This window comes from Erythrobacter sp. SN021 (assembly GCF_021864455.1).
The window spans coordinates 529,064-547,552 of the sequence record NZ_JAKKUW010000001.1 but is presented as its reverse complement, the minus strand read 5'-3'; the positions used below and the strand labels follow the sequence as shown (position 1 = coordinate 547,552).

19 protein-coding genes are annotated in these 18,489 nt (G+C 62.5%); 6 read left to right on the top strand and 13 right to left on the bottom strand.

The annotated features are described in order from the left end of the window. Positions 1 to 74 precede the first annotated feature (74 nt). Together L5849_RS02655 and L5849_RS02650 are read left to right on the top strand one after the other, a co-directional pair. A complete protein-coding gene (locus tag L5849_RS02655) occupies positions 75 to 644 on the top strand; it encodes a hypothetical protein (protein ID WP_236924272.1) in 570 nt (189 codons plus the stop codon). 119 nt (positions 645 to 763) lie between these two features. Continuing rightward, the gene (locus L5849_RS02650) at positions 764 to 2,098 is read left to right on the top strand and encodes a DEAD/DEAH box helicase (protein WP_236924270.1); all 1,335 of its coding nucleotides are present in this window, start codon (positions 764 to 766) and stop codon (positions 2,096 to 2,098) included. 48 nt (positions 2,099 to 2,146) lie between these two features. On the opposite strand, the gene L5849_RS02645 is transcribed toward L5849_RS02650, so the two are convergent. Continuing rightward, entirely contained in the window at positions 2,147 to 4,456 is a 2,310-nt protein-coding gene (locus tag L5849_RS02645; RefSeq protein WP_255703743.1) for an ATP-dependent helicase, read from the bottom strand. 114 nt (positions 4,457 to 4,570) lie between these two features. Between L5849_RS02645 and L5849_RS02640 the strand changes: the two genes are divergently transcribed. Both L5849_RS02640 and L5849_RS02635 read left to right on the top strand, forming a co-directional pair. Continuing rightward, the gene (locus L5849_RS02640) at positions 4,571 to 4,918 is read left to right on the top strand and encodes a hypothetical protein (protein WP_115417001.1); all 348 of its coding nucleotides are present in this window, start codon (positions 4,571 to 4,573) and stop codon (positions 4,916 to 4,918) included. Positions 4,919 to 5,211: 293 nt separating this feature from the next. After that, positions 5,212 to 5,670 (top strand): hypothetical protein, encoded by a 459-nt coding sequence (locus L5849_RS02635; RefSeq protein ID WP_236924266.1) that lies wholly within the window; start codon positions 5,212 to 5,214, stop codon positions 5,668 to 5,670. 7 nt (positions 5,671 to 5,677) lie between these two features. On the opposite strand, the gene rsmD is transcribed toward L5849_RS02635, so the two are convergent. The 3 genes from rsmD to L5849_RS02620 are packed head-to-tail and all read right to left on the bottom strand — an operon-like array spanning position 5,678 to position 8,178. Beyond that, positions 5,678 to 6,232 carry a 16S rRNA (guanine(966)-N(2))-methyltransferase RsmD gene (rsmD, locus tag L5849_RS02630; protein ID WP_236924265.1) on the bottom strand — a complete coding sequence of 185 codons (555 nt, stop codon included), beginning with the start codon at positions 6,230 to 6,232 and terminating at the stop codon, positions 5,678 to 5,680. After that, positions 6,229 to 6,996 (bottom strand): pseudouridine synthase, encoded by a 768-nt coding sequence (locus L5849_RS02625; protein WP_236924263.1) that lies wholly within the window; start codon positions 6,994 to 6,996, stop codon positions 6,229 to 6,231. The genes rsmD and L5849_RS02625 overlap by 4 nt, the downstream gene beginning before the upstream one ends. An 18-nt stretch (positions 6,997 to 7,014) precedes the next feature. Further along, positions 7,015 to 8,178: an aromatic ring-hydroxylating dioxygenase subunit alpha gene (locus L5849_RS02620; protein ID WP_236924262.1), complete on the bottom strand. Its 1,164-nt coding sequence runs from the start codon at positions 8,176 to 8,178 to the stop codon at positions 7,015 to 7,017. 71 nt (positions 8,179 to 8,249) lie between these two features. Between L5849_RS02620 and L5849_RS02615 the strand changes: the two genes are divergently transcribed. Together L5849_RS02615 and L5849_RS02610 are read left to right on the top strand one after the other, a co-directional pair. Beyond that, positions 8,250 to 10,004, top strand: a complete 1,755-nt coding sequence (locus tag L5849_RS02615; RefSeq protein ID WP_236924261.1) for an MFS transporter — start codon at positions 8,250 to 8,252, stop codon at positions 10,002 to 10,004. A 92-nt stretch (positions 10,005 to 10,096) separates the two neighbouring features. Beyond that, positions 10,097 to 10,447 carry a PilZ domain-containing protein gene (locus L5849_RS02610; RefSeq protein ID WP_236924259.1) on the top strand — a complete coding sequence of 117 codons (351 nt, stop codon included), beginning with the start codon at positions 10,097 to 10,099 and terminating at the stop codon, positions 10,445 to 10,447. On the opposite strand, the gene L5849_RS02605 is transcribed toward L5849_RS02610, so the two are convergent. The 9 genes from L5849_RS02605 to purB form a co-directional block, all read right to left on the bottom strand. After that, entirely contained in the window at positions 10,444 to 11,745 is a 1,302-nt protein-coding gene (locus L5849_RS02605; RefSeq protein WP_236924258.1) for a folylpolyglutamate synthase/dihydrofolate synthase family protein, read from the bottom strand. The genes L5849_RS02610 and L5849_RS02605 overlap by 4 nt on opposite strands. An 8-nt stretch (positions 11,746 to 11,753) precedes the next feature. Beyond that, on the bottom strand, positions 11,754 to 12,602 hold the full coding sequence (gene accD, locus L5849_RS02600) for an acetyl-CoA carboxylase, carboxyltransferase subunit beta (RefSeq protein WP_236924256.1): 849 nt from the start codon (positions 12,600 to 12,602) through the stop codon (positions 11,754 to 11,756). A gap of 184 nt (positions 12,603 to 12,786) precedes the next feature. Continuing rightward, positions 12,787 to 13,566, bottom strand: a complete 780-nt coding sequence (gene trpA, locus L5849_RS02595) for a tryptophan synthase subunit alpha (protein WP_236924255.1) — start codon at positions 13,564 to 13,566, stop codon at positions 12,787 to 12,789. Next, the gene (locus L5849_RS02590; protein ID WP_236924253.1) at positions 13,563 to 13,955 is read right to left on the bottom strand and encodes an endonuclease domain-containing protein; all 393 of its coding nucleotides are present in this window, start codon (positions 13,953 to 13,955) and stop codon (positions 13,563 to 13,565) included. Before L5849_RS02590 ends, trpA begins: the two co-directional genes overlap by 4 nt. A 37-nt stretch (positions 13,956 to 13,992) precedes the next feature. Then, on the bottom strand, positions 13,993 to 15,210 hold the full coding sequence (gene trpB, locus L5849_RS02585; RefSeq protein WP_236924251.1) for a tryptophan synthase subunit beta: 1,218 nt from the start codon (positions 15,208 to 15,210) through the stop codon (positions 13,993 to 13,995). An 86-nt stretch (positions 15,211 to 15,296) separates the two neighbouring features. Beyond that, complete coding sequence (locus L5849_RS02580) at positions 15,297 to 15,938, bottom strand: phosphoribosylanthranilate isomerase (RefSeq protein WP_236924249.1); 642 nt, start codon at positions 15,936 to 15,938, stop codon at positions 15,297 to 15,299. Positions 15,939 to 15,950: 12 nt separating this feature from the next. After that, positions 15,951 to 16,625, bottom strand: coding sequence for an orotidine-5'-phosphate decarboxylase (gene pyrF, locus L5849_RS02575; RefSeq protein ID WP_236924248.1), 675 nt, complete (start codon positions 16,623 to 16,625; stop codon positions 15,951 to 15,953). After that, complete coding sequence (locus tag L5849_RS02570) at positions 16,622 to 16,990, bottom strand: DUF1049 domain-containing protein (RefSeq protein ID WP_236924246.1); 369 nt, start codon at positions 16,988 to 16,990, stop codon at positions 16,622 to 16,624. The genes pyrF and L5849_RS02570 overlap by 4 nt, the downstream gene beginning before the upstream one ends. Before the next feature lie 56 nt (positions 16,991 to 17,046). After that, positions 17,047 to 18,357, bottom strand: coding sequence for an adenylosuccinate lyase (gene purB, locus L5849_RS02565; protein ID WP_236924244.1), 1,311 nt, complete (start codon positions 18,355 to 18,357; stop codon positions 17,047 to 17,049). Positions 18,358 to 18,489: the final 132 nt, after the last annotated feature.

Below are 18,489 nucleotides of genomic sequence, written 5' to 3'. Positions count from 1 at the left end.
GGGGGCGCAAATGGTACGCATATGATTTCCCGCACGTAATGAACTGCGGTCGAGGAGCGTTCCAAACAAGGCCCATGCCCTTTCCGTCCCCCCTCATTGCCATGCTGGTCGCATTGGGCTCGCCCCAGGGCCTTGAGGACCGTGCGGGCGTCCCTCACGCGGATGTTGCGCGGCACGGTCGTCCTGACGTCGAGGCGCTCTCGGCATCGGGCGTGGTTTTGCCAGGGTTCGAGGACGGTCGTAAGGTGCCGGTTTCCCGCCAGGTACGGATAGAGCGCCGCGTCATTCTGAGGATCAGCCCGCAGCCCGGTAACACGCGCCGCGACCTGCTCGCGCAACTTCCACCTCGGGCGGCTGCGCCTCGCCTTGTGGAGCGCCCGCACGGAAAATGCCTCGATGCCAGCGAAATCGTCGGAGTTTCGGACCGGGGTAGCCGATTGGTCATCTATCTCCGCGATCGGCAGATCATCACTGCGAAGCTTGAGAAGGCCTGCAGTCCGCGGGATTTCTACCTCGGCTTCTATGTCGAACGCAGCGATGACGGGAAATTGTGCGTCGATCGCGATCGCTTGATGTCCCGCGCCGGGGCCAGGTGCCGGATATCGAAATTCAATCGCCTCGTGACCTCCAACCGGGATCGCTGAGACGGCCTGCGTGCCGTTTCCTTGACTTTTCCGGCATTTCCGGCAAAGGGCGCGACGAGCCGATATTGCGGACGCGCAGGTTAGGGTCGGCCATTATTCCAGGGACAGTTTCGAACCGCATGACTTTCGCCGATCTCGGCCTTTCCGAAGACTTGCTCAAGGCAGTAAGCGAAGCCGGCTATACGCAGCCGACCGACATCCAGCGCGAAGCGATTCCGCCGGTGCTGATGATGAAGGACATCATCGGTATCGCGCAAACCGGAACGGGCAAGACGGCCAGTTTCGTGCTGCCCATGATCGACATCATGGCCAGCGGGCGCCGCCGCGCGCTGATGCCGCGCTCGCTCATACTCGCACCTACCCGCGAGCTTGCGGCGCAGGTTGCCGAGAATTTCGAGAAATATGGCAAGAATCACGATCTCAAGCTCGCGCTGCTGATCGGCGGCGTGCAGATGGGCGATCAGGTCAAGGCGCTAAACGATGGGGTCGATGTCCTGATTGCCACGCCGGGCCGCCTGATGGACCTGTTCGAGCGCGGAAAGATCCTGCTCAATGGCTGCGAACTGCTCGTCATCGACGAAGCCGACCGGATGCTCGACATGGGGTTCATTCCCGATATCGAATTCATCTGCTCCAAGCTTCCCGAAGCGCGGCAGACCATGCTTTTTTCGGCAACCATGCCCCCGCCGATCGAAAAACTGGCGAAGAAGTTTCTCAGGAACCCGAATCGGATCGAAGTCAGCCGGGCTGCCACCACGAACAAGGACATCACGACCTTCAAGGTTCCGGTACAGAGCCGCCAGAAGCGCGAGACCCTGCGCTGGCTGCTCAACCACGACCATGTGGAAACCGCGATCGTTTTCGCCAATCGCAAAACCACCGTGCGCGAGCTCAATAAGAGCCTCCAGCGGCACGGCTTCCGCAGCGGTGAGATTCACGGTGACATGGATCAGTCGAACCGGTTGAAGGAACTGGATCGTTTCAAAGCGGGCGACATCAATATTCTGGTGGCTTCCGATGTCGCCGCGCGGGGGCTCGACATCAAAGGTGTCAGTCACGTCTTCAATTTCGACACCCCCTGGCATCCCGACGATTATGTCCATCGCATCGGTCGTACGGGCAGGGCAGGGGCCAAGGGCCGCGCCTTCACATTCGTCGCGAAAGAAGACGCGGAAGCAATTTCCAATGTCGAGACGCTGACCGGAGCCACAATCAAGGTTTTCGGCAAGGACGATGTCAGGGTCGATCTGGTGGAGCAGGAAGCGAAACGGGAAGACGAACCCAAGCGCCGCCCCGAGCCGCGCGAAGAGGCTGTATCTCCTCGCGAGAAGCCCGCACGCAGAACGAAGCCCAAGGGCGAACCGCGCAAGCGCCGCGATGACGATGATGCGCCGGTCGCAGCGGGCGAATGGAACGGGCCTAAGCCGGCCTTCCTCGATATTTCCGCAACCTGAGTTCGTATCGCTCACGGCGCGGGCGCATATGCCCTGCGTCCGTTGCTTCTAGTCGGCCAGCTTCACGAAACTGTCGAGCACCCGTTTCTCGCCCGCCTTTTCGAATTCGATCGTCAGCTTGTTGCCTTCCTGGCCGGTGACGCATCCATAACCGAACTTGTCGTGAAACACGCGCGCGCCGATGGCGATATCACTGCGCGGCTTGGCAGCGAAGCTGGCGGCGCTGCGCCCGGGCTCGGCCAGGCGTTTGGGTGTCGCGTCATAACCGGTGGATAGCGCACGCTGCCAGCCAGGACCGCGTGCTCCGGAGCGGTCGGGACGATTCGACGAAACATGGGCAAAGGGGTCTTCGGTCTCGGTCCAGTTGGCGCGCCACAAAGAGGCGCCGCCGGTCATGGTAGTCTCGCTCGTGATCTGCTCTTCGGGCAGTTCCTCGATGAAACGGCTGGGAATCGAGCTGGTCCATTGCCCGTAGATGCGCCTGTTCGCCGCATGCAGGATCGTGCAGCGGCGTTTGGCGCGCGTGATCGCGACATAGGCGAGGCGGCGTTCTTCCTCGAGGCTGGCGAGCCCGCCTTCGTCGATGGACCGCTGGCTGGGGAAAACGCCTTCTTCCCAGCCGGGCAGGAAAACGTGGTCGAATTCCAGCCCCTTGGCCGCGTGCATGGTCATGATAGTGACCTTTTCGCCATCGTCGGCGCGGTCGTTATCCATCACCAGGCTGACATGTTCGAGGAAATCGCCGAGCGTCTCGTATTCTTCCATCGCACGGGCGAGTTCGGTGAGGTTTTCGAGCCGGCCTGCGCTTTCGGGGCTGCGGTCCTTCTGGAGCATTTCATCGTAACCGCTTTCGGCGAGGACGGTGCGCAGCAACTCCGAGGGGGTGACTGTCTCCGCCATCTCGCGCCAATGCACGAACTGTCCGAGCAGGCCGACAAGGCTGTTCCTTGCCCGCGTCGGTAGCTCGTCGGTTTCGCACAGATCGAGGCTGGCGGCTGCGAGCGGAGCTTGCATACGGCGAGCATGACGGCGCATCGCCTCCAGCGTCTTCGCCCCGAGGCCGCGTTTGGGCTGATTGTAAATGCGTTCGAACGCTAGGTCGTCGGCGGGCTGGGCAATGGTGCGCAGATACGCCAGCGCATCGCGGATTTCGGCCCGTTCGTAGAAGCGGAAACCACCAACGATCCTGTAGTTGAGCCCGATCTGGATGAAGCGGTCCTCGAATTCGCGCGTCTGGTATTGCGCCCGCACGAGAATCGCGACCTCGTCCAGCGGCGCACCTTCCGATTCGAGCCGTTCGATTTCCTCGCCGATGCGGCGCGCTTCTTCGGGAGCATCCCATATGCCGATGATGCGCACCTTCTCGCCCGCCGGCAGTTCGGTCCACAAGGTCTTGCCGAGCCGTTCGCTATTGGCGTCGATCAGGCCCGAGGCGGCAGCGAGAATCTGAGGTGTGGAGCGGTAATTCTGCTCCAGTTTGATCACCGCCGCGCCCGGAAAATCCTTTTCGAACTTGAGGATATTGGCGACTTCTGCGCCGCGCCATGAATAGATCGACTGGTCGTCGTCCCCCACCACGCAGATATTCTTGCGGGTCTGGGCAAGCAGGCGCAGCCACAGATACTGGACCTGGTTGGTGTCCTGATATTCGTCGACGAGAATGTATTTGAAGCGCTGCTGGTACTGGCTGAGCACGTCGTGATGCTGGCGGAAAATGTTCAGCATGTGCAGCAGCAGGTCGCCGAAATCGCAGGCGTTGAGCGTTTTCAGCCGGTCCTGATAGAGCTTGTAGAACTGCGTGCCACGGCCATTGGCATAGGCTTCGTTCTCCACCGCATCGAGATCGCCTGGATTGAGGCCGCGATTCTTCCAGCGGTCGATCAGCCCGGCGAGCTGGCGCGCAGGCCAGCGCTTTTCGTCGAGATCGTTTTCCCGAATCAGTTGCTTGAGAAGGCGCAACTGGTCGTCGGTGTCGATGATGGTGTAGTTGCTTTCGAGCCCCACAAGTTCGGCATGGCGGCGCAACATTCGCGCGCCGATCGAATGGAAAGTGCCGAGCCAGGGCATCCCTTGGACTGCATCGCCGATGTGACGTCCCACACGCTCGCGCATTTCGCGCGCCGCTTTATTGGTAAAGGTGACGCAGAGGATTTCACTGGGCCATGCGCGGCGTGTTGCGATCAGGTGGGCCAGCCTTGCGGTAAGCGCCGCAGTCTTGCCTGTGCCGGCGCCAGCGAGCATCAGGACTGGCCCCTCCGTGGTGAGAACGGCTTCTCTCTGAGGCTCGTTCAAACGCTCCGCATAGGTGGGAATCCGGGCATTTTCCGGTGCGGTTGCAGGGGCAATTTCGGAAGTCATAGTCTGAGTGAACAGGTAGGGAACACCTGTGCGGCGCGCAAGAGGCGCCTCGGAACCCTCCACCCCGCTCTTGCGTATTTATGCGCGTAGGAAACCGAAATGGAGAGTTCTCCGATGCACAAATTGATGGCCGCAGGCGCTGCCGCGCTTGCTTTCACCGCTGCCCCCGCCGTTGCGCAAAACGCCAATGCGAACGAAACGGCTACCACGGCTACTACCGCTGCCGCGAACGCCAATACGCAGGCCCCGCGTTTCGTTGCCCGCGAGGTAGCGCAGACCACCCCGCCAAGCTATAAGTCTGCTTCTGGTGACAACCTTCCGGTGTGCAGCGCCAAACAGCAGGACGGCTGCATCAATAGCTGGGCGAAGAACAAAACGGGCAATCGCCCGCTGGAATACTGGCCTGGTAAGCCCGCCAGCGAAATCCCGGGTAAGCTGCCCGCGAAAAAGCCGGGCAGATAATCCAGCAAGCTTTCGGCTCGCGCTCCTTTCCTGGAAAGTATGAGCGCGGCGCTTGGAGGGGGCGGGGCTGCCATGGCGGCCTCGCCCTTTTCCTTTTTTGGCCTTTGCCGAGCTATCCTGCTTTCATCCCGGCGCGAAATCGTCACGTCTGACGCTCAGGCGTTTGCGGGGCGGGATGGGGATGTCCCCGTCCTATTGCTTGCTTTTCCCATGGCCTGCATCGTCCGTTCATCCCGATGGGGCGGGTAACAGGGTCGCGTTCGTCGCGCATGTTCGGTTCCAAGGAGAATCCCATGCGTAAGACATTTTGGTATATCGTCGGTGGCCAACTCGCCACCATCAGCATTCCGGCCATGGCGCAGGATGTGGGGGCCGATCCGGCTCATGGTGTCCAAAGCCATCCCATGCCTGAGCAAGCCCAAAATACCGATCAGACACCGGCCCATTCGGCCGCCATGGAGGCGTGGCCGGTCGAGCGCAAAGCGGCCTACGATGGCTGGACTGCCGATGCGCAAGAGTATTTCTGGACGCTCATGCCCGAGCGGCAGGAACTCTTTTTCCGCTTGAGGGATGCCGACCGGCGCGTCTTGGTCGCGATGGATGAAGCTGATCGCACCAAAGCTTGGTCGACAATCGAGAGCCGCGCTGCGGCCAAACCTGTGGATCAGGATATGTCCGCGCCCGAACCGGCGCCGGAACCGATGGAAGAAACGGACACGCCCGAAAGTCCCGAGCCCAGGGGTCGCAGCTAAGGGCGCGTCAAGCCGCGTCGGGATCCAGGCGCAATAGCCATAGGCGTGCCTTCCCGACGCGGCGTTCCGCAACGCAGTGCAGGGATTTGACCTGCACTGCATCCTTCGCGCCGGTCTCCAATGCGATCCAGGTAGAACGCTCGATCCAACCGAGACGAAGCAACCGGTCGAGTGCCACGGCTCCCGCGCTGGTACCGTATGGAGGGTCGAGCAGGATGAGATCGTGCGCCCGCTTGGCTGGCGCCAGCGCCATGACCGAGGCTTGCTGAACGGTCGACCGGGTGCGCGCGTCGAGCTTTTCGATGTTGGCTTTGATCGCTTTGATCGCGGTGCTTTCCTGTTCGACGAACAGGCAGGAGGCTGCCCCGCGAGACAGCGCTTCGAGACCCAGCGCGCCTGAGCCTGCGAACAGGTCGACCACCGAAAGGCCTTCGAAGCTCCCCAAGCGGCTGTTGAGCATGTTGAACAGCGTCTCGCGGGTACGGTCCGCGGTCGGCCGGGTCAGTTCGCCCGATGGTGCGGCCAGCTTGCGGCCGCGCCATTCGCCAGCGACGATCCTCATTCTCGGCCACCGCGCGCCAGTTCGCGCTTGAACCCCATCACATCGCCGCGCTTCAACTCGGTCGCCTGCCCGCGCGGCAGGTCGCCGATATGGAAGGGGCCGTAGCCGATACGCAGCAAACGGTTCACCTCGAGGCCGAGATGTTCGAGCACACGGCGGACCTCGCGGTTCTTGCCTTCGCGCAAAGTCAATTCGATCCATCGGTTGCGACCCGAACCCCGTTCGAGATTCGCTTCGATGCGGCCATAGCGGATGCCGTCGATTTCCACCCCTTCGATCAATTCGTCGAGTTGGGCCTGCGTTACGTCTCCGAATGCACGGGCACGGTATGTGCGCGGTACACCTGAAGAGGGCAGTTCCATGGCCCGCTTCATTTCGCCATCATTGGTGAGCAGCAGCAGGCCTTCGGTGTTGTAGTCGAGCCGACCTACCGGCATCACGCGCCCGGCATCGTTGGGCAAAGCGTTGCGCAAGGCGGCGTAGATCGTCGTGCGGCCTTTGGGGTCGTGTTCGGTGGTGAGCATGCCAGCAGGCTTGTGAAATGCGAACAGGCGTGTTTCTTCCGGCTTTCCGACTGGTTTGCCATCAACCGTAACGCCGTTGAGGCTGGTTAGTTTGACCGCCGGCGTGTCCAGCACCTTGCCGCCGATCGCCACGCGTCCATCGGCAATCATGCGCTCGACCTCGCGCCGACTGGCAACGCCTGCACGGGCCAGCAACTTGGCGATCCGGTCGCCTTCCTCGGGTAATCGCTTATCGGCCATGGGGCCGCAGCTAGGCGCTCAACCTGCCGCCCGCAAGGCTTCTTCGACTGTCTCGTGATAGCGACGGATGCCGCCTTCCATGGTGCCGAGGGTGAGATGGGGTATCGCCCCCGTCGCAAGCCCTTGTTGGCCGAGTTCGGCTGCGCGGAAGTCTTCGCTCGCGAAGACCCCGCCGTCCAGGAGCGCCCAACTGCGTTCCCAATGGTCGCGCGCCTTTTCGGTGGCGGGATGTTCCGGAATCAACATGAAATCTTCGACTAACGTGCGGTCATGGGCCTGGGGCATCATAACCATGACGTTTATGTAGTCGGGGCTGGGAATGACCAATGCACCGGGAAGCATTTGATAGGCATAGGTCACCACCCTTCGCAGCGCGGCCATGTCGGTCAGGTCGACGCTCTCCATATCCTCAAGCCGCCCAACCGCACTGCGCGCATGGGGGCCGATCATATCGCCGCTGGTGGCCCCGTCCTTGAAGAACGGTCCGATGGTCTTCGCGTGGAGCCGCGTCACATGGTAACTTTCCAGGAAAGCATCCATGATCAGCTTCCAATTTCCGGCGACTTCGTGGGTCTTGCGGCGGAACAGGACCTGATCGCTCATGCCCAACGCATCGAAATCCGCGCCGATCTCTTCGGCGAAGGAGAAGTCGGTATGGCCCTCTTTCGGGCAGAACCAGATCAGCCCGCCGGTTTCCCTGCTGGGCAGCTCGACAAGGCCATAATCTCCTTTGTCGAGGCCAGGGAAGGTATCGGCACGGGGGAGCGCGAGCAGGCGCCCGTCCACCGCATAAGTCCACGCGTGATAGGGGCAAACGAGTTTCTTGCCGCACTGCACCTCATGGCCTTCGACCAGCCGTGTGCCGCGATGACGGCAGACATTCAGGAAAACATGCGCCAGCCCCTGCGCATCGCGCGTGATCAGTAGGGGGCGGCCCGTTGCATCGTGCGGTACTGCCATGCCCGGATCGGGCAGAAGCGCCGAAGGACACAGGATCTGCGGCAGCCGATCATAGATCGCGGCTTTCTCGCGCGCCCAGTATTCAGGATCGGTATAGACGTGCGTTGGCACGGTACTGGCTTCGGCGGCGTCACGCTTCCGACCCTCGGCGATGTCCCGCGCCAGCGCGAGCATGCCATCGGTCGGACGGTGGGTAGATTGTTTGGTGTCGACAGCGCTCATGACGCCTGTTCCTCGCTCTCTCTCCCGGCTAGTGTCGCAAAAAACCGGCGCAAACGGAAGGACGCTAGGGAATGGCAGACGCAGCGGTCGCGACGAAGAAAAAACCTGGCTGGCGTACGCTTGTCCGTTCGTTAAAAAACCCCAAGAGCGGCTATATGGCCCTGTTCGGCTTTGCGCAGGGATTGCCGCCCGCATTGTTTCTCGGAACGCTCTATGCCTGGCTCAGCGAGGCAGAGATCGATCTGGAGACCATGGGCGTGTTCTCGCTGGTCGGGCTGGCTTATGCTTTCCAGTTCCTCTGGTCGCCGCTGCTCGACAAGGTCGATATTCCCGGTCTTCGGAAGCTGGGCAAGCGCAAGCAGTGGATCGCGCCCATGCAGCTGATCGTGGGCATCGCCTTGTTGGTAATGAGTTTCCTCGATCCCAAGTCGGCACTCGGCTGGTTCAGCCTGTTGGCGGCCATCGGAGCTTTCGCCAGCGCGACGCAGGATATCGCCATCAACGCATGGCGCATCGATGTGGCGGACGAGGAGGCGACGCTCGACATCCTTTCCACCATCACCCAGATGGGCTTTCGCCTCGCAGCGCTGATCGGAGGCGCTTTGGGCCTTATCATCGCAGAGAGGATCGGCTGGCCGCAGACCTATGTGATCATGGGCGCGATCATGCTGGCCATCGGCATTGCCGGCCTGTTCGCGCCGGATGCGAACGTTGCCAAGCGATCCGCAGCATTGGTGGCGGCCAATGAGGAAGAGGTGGCCGAGCTATACAATATGGGCGAGATCACCGAGAAGGTACGTAATCGTGCGCTCTTGGCGGTCGGCCTGCTGTGGGCGTGGGCGATCGGCACGGTCGTGGTCTTTATGGTGCGATCCATGACGGCGGCCCCCGGCGCGCGCCCGGATGTGACCCAGTTCACCACCACTTACGGTCCGCTTATCGTCATCGCTACAGTGGTTCTCCCGGCGTTCATCGCCGCATGGGTCGCCAAGCAGAAGCGCGATGGCACCAATGTAATTACCGCCGCCCCCGGGGTCGGGGCAGGGCACACGGTCAAGTTCACCGACCATCTCTACCGCGCGCTCGTGCTGCCTTTGGTCGAGTTCGTCGGGCGTATGGGCTGGTCGCTCGTGTTGATCCTGGCGCTAGTGCTGACCTACCGTATCTGCGATTCGATTTGGGGTGTCTTCGCCTATCCTTTCTATCTCGGGGAGCTGAACTACACCGGGGACGAAGTGGCCTTTGCCTCCAAGTTCTTCGGCGTATTTGCCATCATCCTCGGCCTGGCACTGGGCGGCTGGATCATCACCGTCATGGGCAGGATGTTCACGCTCACACTGGGGGCGGCGCTGGCTGCCGCCACAAACTTGCTTTACGCGGATCTCGCCATTGGCGGCGGGACGATGCAGGCGGCCAGTGACGCCATTGGCTTCACCGCCTTGGTGAACTTCATTGCGGGCGTGTTCCAGATGCCGGAATCCGAAGGGCTGGCGCGGCTGACCTTCACGATCTTCTGGGAAAACCTTGCTATCGGGATCGCGGGGGCGGCCTATATCGCCTGGCTGTCGAGCATCGTGGCGAAGCGCTATGCTGCGGTGCAATATGCCCTGCTCGCCAGCCTCACCCTGCTCGTCGGGACGCTTGGCCGAGGCGCTCTCGGGCAGATGATCGAGGATCGTGGATATTACTTCGTCTTCATCTTCACCGCGCTGATCGGCATCGTCGCGGTGGTGTTGTGCATTCTGGAATGGATCCGCGAGAGCAGGTCCAAATTGGCGGCCGGGATCGTCGCGCCCGAGGCGGGGGAAGCCCTGCCTGCGGAGTGACTTGCGTAGTCCAGCGAGCTGCGCGGCAAGTTCGCGGTAACCATTGATCTCTAGAATCGATTCCCATGACAGAGGGTGCGCAGAACGCTGATATGGATGACCGCCAATATGCGCGATTGGTTCTCGGAGTGCCCGCCACCCTTGAGACGCTCGACGCGCGCTTGAGGGTCGAGATCGTCGACATCTCGCAAGGTGGCGCGCACGTCCTCCTGCCGAACGACGACGCTTTCGCGAAGGACTGTCTGCTTGTCTGGCTGCGTTTCGAAGCCTTTGGCACCGTCATCTGGCGCAAGGGTGCCCATATCGGCATCGTCTTCGAAAAGCCGTTGTCGCACACGACGATTTTCGAAACGCGCAAGAATGCCGCGTCGATTCTCGAGCAGGAGGCTGCCAAGATCGAAAACGAGGCCAGAAGCTGGGCGCAGGGGGCCAGGCGCCTTTAGGACACCATCTCGTGGTTCAGCCGTAGCACTTCTCCCGCCAGGTACAGCGAGCCCGCGATGAGAACCGGATAATCATCCGCCGCGATGGCGCGTAGCGCATTCTCGATACCAGCGGCGGCACGGGCCTCCGGACCGAATGCGTCCACCGGATGGCTATCATGGCCGGGCACGGGGACCACCTGAAGCGTCCGAATCCGGCCTTCCAGGGGATCCAGCAGTGCGCGCGGGTCCTTATTGGCCAGCATCCCCAGAACGAGATGGAACTGCCCGTCCAGGGAGCCCGCGATCGCTTCGCCCGCACTGCGATTGTGGCCCCCGTCCAGAAGGATAGGCCGTTCTGCGACCAGCGCGGTCAGCGGCCCCTGCGAAAGGGCGTGCAGGCGGCCCGGCCAGATCGTTTTCTGCATCCCTGAGCACAGGGATTGCTCGGTGATCGGCAAGCTTTTCTGATGGCGCAGCATAGCTGCGGCCAGGCCCGCATTGCGATATTGATGCGCGCCGGGAAGAGACATTTGAGGCAGTTCGAAGCGACCCTCCCGGTCGCGATAATGCCCGCCCTGCAACGTATCGACAAACCAGTCCCGACCCGCCTCGAACAGAGGTGCCGACACCTTATCCGCCTGCTCCCGGATCGCGGCAAGCGCTTCCGCTGGATAGCCGCCCGCGACCACCAAAGGGACGCCGGATTTCGCGATCCCGCCCTTCTCGAAGGCGATGCGCGCCATGGGGGCGATGGGTACTCCCTCCTCGGGCGCGAGGAGGAACCGTTCGTGATCGATCCCAAGCGCTGCAATGCCGCAGGCGAGGAGGACATCGGGACCCAGCACGTTGGTCGCATCGAACCTCCCGCCGAGGCCGACTTCGACCACACAGGCATCGGCGGGAATGCGCGCGAATTCGGTGAATGCGGCGGCAATCGTAATCTCGAAGAAGCTCGGATTGAGATCCTCGCCCATATTGAGCACTTCGCATAGCAAATCCGCCAGCCGATCGTCCTCGATCAGTTCGCCTGCAAGCCGAATGCGTTCGTTATAGCGCACCAAATGCGGGCTTGTGGTAACATGGACCGCATACCCTTCCGCTTCCAGCATTGCGCGCAGAAAGGCGCAGGTCGATCCCTTGCCGTTGGTCCCGGCGACATGGAACACCGGCGGCAATTCGTGATGTGGATTGCCGAGCCGGTCGAGCAGCGTGCCAATGGTCTCCAGGCCAAGCCGCCCGTCGGGCACGGAGAGCGTCGCCAGCCGGTCGAGCTGGGTTTGGACGGCGGGATGATCGGAGCGGGCGAAGTCCCGCATGATGCGGCTCAGGCAGCCTCGGCAGGGGCGAGATAGTCGAGCAAGGTCGACAGCGTATCCTTAAGGTCGTGGCGGTGCACCACCATGTCGACCATGCCGTGCTTGTGCAAATACTCGGCACGCTGGAAACCGTCGGGCAGTTGCTCGCGGATCGTGTCCTGGATAACGCGCTGGCCGGCAAAGCCGATAAGCGCGCCCGGTTCGGCTATGTGGACATCGCCTAACATGGCGTAGCTGGCGGTGACACCGCCCGTAGTGGGGTCGGTCAGCACGACGATGTAGGGCAGACCCGCTTCCTTCAGGCGGCGCGTCATCACCGTAGCCTTGGGCATCTGCATCAGGCTGAGAATGCCTTCCTGCATCCGTGCGCCGCCCGCTGCGGTCACCACGATATAGGGGCAGTGGCGCGTCAGCGCGCGTTCGGCGCCCTGACAGAAGGCGGTGCCCACCGCCATGCCCATCGAACCGCCCATGAAACCGAAATCCTGCACGCCCACGACCGCGGATTTGCCCTCGATCGCACCGGAGCCGACGAGGAAGGCATCCTTATGCGGGCTCTTGGCGCGCGCTTTCTTGAGCCGGTCGGTGTATTTCGACGTATCGCGGAACTTGAGCGGGTCTTCCTTCACATTGGGAATGGGGAGCACCTCATAACCCTCGTCGAGAAGTTGGCGCAGGCGCTCGTCCGCACCGATGCGGCCATGATGGTCGCAGCGCGGGCAAACGAAGGCGTTCTCTTCATATTCCTGCGCGAACACCATCTGCTGGCAGCTAGGGCACTTGACCCACAGGTCCTTGTCGGTGCTGCGCTTGGACAGCGAGGTGATCGAATTGCGTACGCGAGTGAACCAGTTCATGGGTGGGCCTTAAACGGAGTTGGCCGGAGCTAAAAGCCCCCTCTTCTTCAGAGGAGGGGGTTGGGGGGTGGTGAAGAACCCAGGCCGGATCCGGCAGGCGCATGCCGCAGGCACAACCCTACTACGACTAGTGCCCGCTGCGCAGACGCAAGTCTCGTTGCCCGTCCTCTGAAGGAGAGGGGCGTTATCGGGCAGTCCGCATCGCCTGCGAAAGTGCCGAAGTCAGCTCGCGCAGCTTCGCGGGGGCGGTCGTGCCATGCTCGGCGACCAGATCGACCAGCGCCGAGCCCACGACCACGCCATCGGCCACACGCGCGATCTCCGCCGCCTGCTGGGGCGTGCGCACGCCGAAGCCGACCGCGACGGGAATGTCGGTCGCCTTCTTGATCCGGCTGACGTTGGCCTCGATCGACTCGATGGCGGCCTGCTGCATGCCGGTGATGCCAGCGACCGCGACGTAATAGAGGAACCCCTGCGAGCCATCGACCACGGCGGGCAGGCGCCGGTCGTCGGTGGTCGGCGTGGCGAGGCGGATGGGGGCGATGCCATGCGCGCGAAGATGCGGGCCAAGCGCATCGTCTTCCTCCGGCGGGATATCGACGCAGATCACGCCGTCGACGCCGGCATCCTTCGCTGCGGAAGCGAACCAGTCCGGCCCGCGCCGGATCATCGGATTGGCATAGCCCATCAGCACGAGAGGCACCTTGGGATGGCGCTTACGGAACTCGGCCGCGATGCGCAGCACATCGGCGGTGGTCGTTCCCGCCCCGAGCGAGCGAATATTGGCCTGCTGGATCGCCGGGCCATCGGCCATGGGATCGGTGAAGGGCATTCCCAGCTCGATGACATCCGCGCCGCCTTCGACCAGCGCGTCGAGATTGGCTGCGGTATCGCCGTCGCCCGCGGTGAGGAAGCAGACGAGTGCGGGGTGAGGCTTGGCGAAGGCGTTGGAGAGGCGCGTCATCGAATGGCCCCCTCACCTTTAGGGGAGGGGGTTGGGGGAGGGGGCGTCATCCGATCGATAATCACGCCCAGTCGATGAAGGACTCCCTCCATATTCGACATTACGTCCGAATTCGAAAACCTGACCACTGCATATCCCTGTTCTTCCAAATAACGCGTCCGCATAACGTCGTAGTTTTCGCTGCCAGCGTGCGTATCACCGTCAAGCTCAATCACCAGCTTTGGCTCATTCGCAGCAAAATCGGCGATGAATTTCCCGATGACCTTCTGTCTGCGAAACTTGATCGCGCGAAACCGCGTCGCTCTCAGTTCATTCCACATGCGAGCCTCGGGCTCGGGCATGCTCTTGCGCATGTTCTGCGCGTGTTTCAGCGAGTTGGCGTCTCTCATTCCCCTCTCCCAACCCTCTCCCCTGAAGGGGAGAGGGCTAGATATTCACTCCCAGCCGCTCGGCTACGGTGAAGATGTCCTTGTCGCCGCGTCCGCAGAGGTTCGCGAGAATCACGCTGTCCTTGGGCATCTCCTTCGCGCGCTTGGCCACCGCCGCGATGGCGTGGCTGGGTTCGAGCGCGGGGATGATGCCCTCGGTGCGGCAAAGAAGCTGGAAGGCTTCGAGCGCTTCCTCGTCTGTAATCGCGGTGTATTCGACGCGGCCGGTGTCCTTCAGCCAGGCATGTTCGGGGCCGATGCCGGGATAGTCGAGCCCGGCGCTGATCGAGTGGCCCTCGGTGATCTGGCCGTCCTCGTCCTGCAGCAGGTAAGTCTTGTTGCCATGGAGTACGCCGGGGAAGCCCCCGAGCAGGCTGGCGGCGTGTTCATCGCCATCGAGGCCGTGGCCCGCTGCTTCGACCCCGAGCATCTTCACGTCCGCATCGTCGAGGAACGGGTGGAACAGGCCGAGCGCGTTGGAACCGCCGCCGATCGCCGCCACCAGCAGGTCGGGCAGGCGGCCGATGCGGTCCTGCATCTGCTGGCGCGCCTCCTTGCCGATTACGCTCTGGAAATCGCGCACCAGCTCGGGATAGGGATGCGGGCCTGCCGCCGTGCCGATGATGTAGAAAGTGTCGTGGACGTTCGCGACCCAATCGCGCAGCCCTTCGTTCATCGCATCCTTCAGCGTGCCTCGGCCGCTGGTCACGGGGACGACTTCGGCTCCCAATAGCTTCATGCGGAAGACGTTGGGCGATTGCCGCCGCACGTCTTCCGCGCCCATATAGACCACGCAGGGCAGGCCGAAGCGCGCGCAGACCGTGGCGGTGGCGACACCGTGCTGGCCCGCGCCGGTTTCCGCGATAATGCGCGTCTTGCCCATGCGGATCGCGAGCAGGATCTGCCCGATGCAATTGTTGATCTTGTGAGCGCCGGTGTGATTGAGCTCGTCGCGCTTGAACCACACTTGCGCACCGCCCAGCGCCTCGGTCAGCCGCTCAGCGAAATAGAGCGGAGAAGGACGGCCGACATAGTGTTCCAGCAGATCGTCGAATTCGCGCTGGAATTCGGGATCGGCCTGCGCCGCGCGATACTCGCGCTCCAGATCGAGTACGAGCGGCATGAGCGTTTCGGCCACGAAGCGCCCGCCATAATCGCCGAAATGCCCGCGTTCGTCTGGCTGGTTGCGAAAGGAATTGGGTGTGGAATCGGTCATTGCGATCCCCATGCCGCCCTGTCATCGCGAAGTCGAGACAAGTTAGATTGCGTTCGTGGTACCCTGCCTTGGCCCCTATGAACGGACTATGCAGCGCGGACGGCTTTGCAGAAGGCCGAAATCTTGTCTGAGTCCTTCACCCCTGCCGCACTTTCTACTCCGCTCGAGGTGTCGACAAGGGGGGCTCCGGTACGAGAAATGGCTTCGGCGACATTCGCGGGGCTCAGGCCGCCCGCAAGCCCCCAGCCGATCTCGCCGCGATAGGGGGCGACGAGTGACCAGTCGAAACGCAGCCCCATTCCTCCTGGAAGGGCCGCATCTTTGGGGGTCTTCGCATCGAAAAGGATGAGGTCGGCGATTTCGCGATACCGATCCGCCGAAGCCACATCCTCTGCATTCGCCACCGGCAATGCCTTCCACACGGAAAGGCGGAACCGCTCTTTCACCTGTGCCACGCGCTGCGGCGTTTCGTTGCCATGTAACTGAACGGCGTCCAGCCGACCGGCGCGAACAGCTTCGGCAATGGTCCCGTCATCCGCATCGACGAACAGGCCAACCCGGCCGATCGCCGCACCCGCCCGCCCCGCCAGCGCTGCCGCGGCGCGGGCATCGATATGGCGGGGGGAGGGGGGAAAGAACACAAAGCCGGCGAAGTCAGCCCGTGCGGCAATTGCGGCGTCGAGCGCGTCAGGGCTGGAAATTCCGCAGATCTTGATCGCGGTGGCCATGTGGCGACCTCTCTAAAGCGTCGCCTCGATCGCGCGCGCTGCCTGTGCCGGGTCGTCGGCGCGGCTGATCGGGCGACCGATCACGAGCACGCTCGCCCCATGGTCACGCGCCTGGCGCGGCGTGACGACACGCTTCTGATCGCCAACCGCGCTGCCCGCCGGGCGCAGACCGGGAACGACGAAGAAACCGTCCTTCCATTGGTCGTGAACCGATTTGATCTCTTGACCCGAGCAGACGATCCCGTCGAGACCGGCGTCTTTCGAGAGTTCGGCAAGGCGCATGACATGATCGTGTGCGCTGCCCTCTACTCCGGTCCGCTCGAGGTCCCGCTGGTCCATACTGGTCAGCATCGTGACACCGACCACCTTGGTGTGCTCTGCTGCCGCGGCCTTGGCATCTTCAAGCATTGCGCGGCCACCGCTGGCATGAACGGTGACGATGGACGGCTCAAGCACATGGATGGCCTGCATCGCCCCGGCGACCGTGTTGGGAATGTCGTAGAACTTGAGATCGAGAAAGATCGGCAGCCCCACCTGAGCGATCAGATGGACGCCGTGCGCCCCATGCGCGCAGAAGAACTCGAGCCCGAGCTTGATACCGCCAACGTGGCCCTTGACCTTCTTGGCGAGAGCGACGCCGTCCTCGAGCCGGGTGACATCGAGGGCAAGGTAAATCGGATTGGTCATGCCGGTTTCGAAGGCTCAGGATCGACAGGATTGTTCGGCGCGGATGCGGAAGTCTGGCCCTGTGCGTCCGGTGCTCCGGGCACAGGCGCGTCCTTCGCAACGGGCGCAGGCGCGGGCGTGGCCAGTCGGTTCGTCGCCGTTTCGAGCGCGCTGATGCGCCGTGCCGCGCGCCATTTGCTCGCCCGGTGCAGCAACCACATCGGAACCAAACCCAGCAGGAAGGCGACGATGACCAAGGCAGGCAATTTGGTTTCGAGCACGAGATTGGACCAGATCTGCACCTCGACAGGCTTCCAGTTGAAGAAGCTGAAAGCCAGCAAGGCGAAGAGCAGCAAGGCCCAGACGATGGTGCGCACGATCTGCATATGAGGCTTCCCCTTATGTCCGTTGAGCCAATGCTAGGCCGCGCGAGCGCGTGCGTCTAGCCGAAGACCCGCGCGAAGATCGTATCCACGTGCTTGAAGTGGTATTCGAGGTCGAATTTCTCCTCGAGCTGCTGTTCCGACAGCGCCGCCGTCACCTCTTCGTCCTGCTTGAGCAGGTCGAGCAGCATCAGCTTGCCATCCGATTCCCAGACTTTCATCGCATTGCGTTGCACCAGGCGGTAGGCGTCCTCGCGGCTGACACCGTTCTGAGTCAGAGCCAGCAATACGCGCTGCGAATGGATAAGGCCGCCCATGCGATCCATGTTCGCTTGCATACGATCGGGATAGACCAGCAGCTTGTCGATCACGCTGGTGAGGCGCGCGAGCGCGAAGTCGAGCGTGATGCAGGCATCGGGGCCTATGAAACGCTCTACAGAAGAGTGCGAAATATCGCGCTCGTGCCACAGCGCCACGTTTTCCAAAGCAGGCAGGGCATAGGCGCGGATCATGCGCGCCTGGCCGGTGAGGTTTTCGGTCAGGATCGGGTTGCGCTTATGCGGCATCGCGCTCGACCCCTTCTGGCCGGGCGAGAAATATTCCTCCGCTTCAAGAACTTCAGTGCGCTGCAAGTGGCGCACTTCGACAGCGAGACGTTCGATCGAACCGGCAATCACGGCCAGGGTCGAAAAGAACATGGCATGGCGGTCGCGCGGGATGACCTGCGTCGAAACCGGTTCGACCGATAGGCCCAGCTTGTCCGCGACGTGCTGCTCGACCAGCGGGTCGATATTGGCGAAAGTGCCGACAGCGCCGGAAATCGCGCAAGTGGCGATTTCCTCGCGCGCGGCGATCAGGCGCTTTTTGCACCGGTCGAATTCGGCATAGGCCTGCGCCAGCTTGAGGCCGAAGGTGACCGGTTCCGCATGGATGCCGTGGCTGCGGCCGATGGTCGGCGTGTATTTGTGCTCTTCGGCGCGGTGCCGGATCGCGGTGAGCAGCGCATCCAAGTCCGCCAGCAGGATGTCCGCCGAACGCGCGAGCTGTACCGCCAGCGTCGTATCGAGCACATCGCTGGAGGTCATGCCCTGATGCATGAAACGGGCCTCGTCGCCGACATTATCCGCAACCCAGGTCAGGAAGGCGATCACATCGTGCTTGGTCACCGCTTCGATGGCATCGATCGCTTCGACATCGATTGCGGGATCGGTTGCCCACCAGTCCCACAGAGCCTTTGCGGCACTTTCCGGCACGACGCCCAGTTCGCCGAGCTTCTCCGTCGCATGGGCCTCGATCTCGAACCAGATGCGATACTTCGCCTCCGGCTCCCACAGGGCGGACATTTCGGGACGGGCGTAACGGGGGACCATGGGGAGCTCCGGCTAAGAGAGGAACGAGCCAGCCCGCTAAGGATGTGCGGTGCGAAAAGCAAGGCAGTGACGGAACGAGGGGCACGAGTGTTTCGACCCGCGACCGAGCGAAGCGATTTGTTTTGTCGACAA

What these genes read in the sequence shown, in the direction of transcription:
- L5849_RS02655 (WP_236924272.1), top strand. Translation starts at nt 75, where the DNA reads ATGCCCTTTCCGTCCCCCCTCATTGCCATGCTGGTCGCATTGGGCTCG.
- L5849_RS02650 (WP_236924270.1), top strand. Translation starts at nt 764, where the DNA reads ATGACTTTCGCCGATCTCGGCCTTTCCGAAGACTTGCTCAAGGCAGTA.
- L5849_RS02645 (WP_255703743.1), bottom strand. Translation starts at nt 4,456, where the DNA reads ATGACTTCCGAAATTGCCCCTGCAACCGCACCGGAAAATGCCCGGATT.
- L5849_RS02640 (WP_115417001.1), top strand. Translation starts at nt 4,571, where the DNA reads ATGCACAAATTGATGGCCGCAGGCGCTGCCGCGCTTGCTTTCACCGCT.
- L5849_RS02635 (WP_236924266.1), top strand. Translation starts at nt 5,212, where the DNA reads ATGCGTAAGACATTTTGGTATATCGTCGGTGGCCAACTCGCCACCATC.
- rsmD (WP_236924265.1), bottom strand. Translation starts at nt 6,232, where the DNA reads ATGAGGATCGTCGCTGGCGAATGGCGCGGCCGCAAGCTGGCCGCACCA.
- L5849_RS02625 (WP_236924263.1), bottom strand. Translation starts at nt 6,996, where the DNA reads ATGGCCGATAAGCGATTACCCGAGGAAGGCGACCGGATCGCCAAGTTG.
- L5849_RS02620 (WP_236924262.1), bottom strand. Translation starts at nt 8,178, where the DNA reads ATGAGCGCTGTCGACACCAAACAATCTACCCACCGTCCGACCGATGGC.
- L5849_RS02615 (WP_236924261.1), top strand. Translation starts at nt 8,250, where the DNA reads ATGGCAGACGCAGCGGTCGCGACGAAGAAAAAACCTGGCTGGCGTACG.
- L5849_RS02610 (WP_236924259.1), top strand. Translation starts at nt 10,097, where the DNA reads ATGGATGACCGCCAATATGCGCGATTGGTTCTCGGAGTGCCCGCCACC.
- L5849_RS02605 (WP_236924258.1), bottom strand. Translation starts at nt 11,745, where the DNA reads ATGCGGGACTTCGCCCGCTCCGATCATCCCGCCGTCCAAACCCAGCTC.
- accD (WP_236924256.1), bottom strand. Translation starts at nt 12,602, where the DNA reads ATGAACTGGTTCACTCGCGTACGCAATTCGATCACCTCGCTGTCCAAG.
- trpA (WP_236924255.1), bottom strand. Translation starts at nt 13,566, where the DNA reads ATGACGCGCCTCTCCAACGCCTTCGCCAAGCCTCACCCCGCACTCGTC.
- L5849_RS02590 (WP_236924253.1), bottom strand. Translation starts at nt 13,955, where the DNA reads ATGAGAGACGCCAACTCGCTGAAACACGCGCAGAACATGCGCAAGAGC.
- trpB (WP_236924251.1), bottom strand. Translation starts at nt 15,210, where the DNA reads ATGACCGATTCCACACCCAATTCCTTTCGCAACCAGCCAGACGAACGC.
- L5849_RS02580 (WP_236924249.1), bottom strand. Translation starts at nt 15,938, where the DNA reads ATGGCCACCGCGATCAAGATCTGCGGAATTTCCAGCCCTGACGCGCTC.
- pyrF (WP_236924248.1), bottom strand. Translation starts at nt 16,625, where the DNA reads ATGACCAATCCGATTTACCTTGCCCTCGATGTCACCCGGCTCGAGGAC.
- L5849_RS02570 (WP_236924246.1), bottom strand. Translation starts at nt 16,990, where the DNA reads ATGCAGATCGTGCGCACCATCGTCTGGGCCTTGCTGCTCTTCGCCTTG.
- purB (WP_236924244.1), bottom strand. Translation starts at nt 18,357, where the DNA reads ATGGTCCCCCGTTACGCCCGTCCCGAAATGTCCGCCCTGTGGGAGCCG.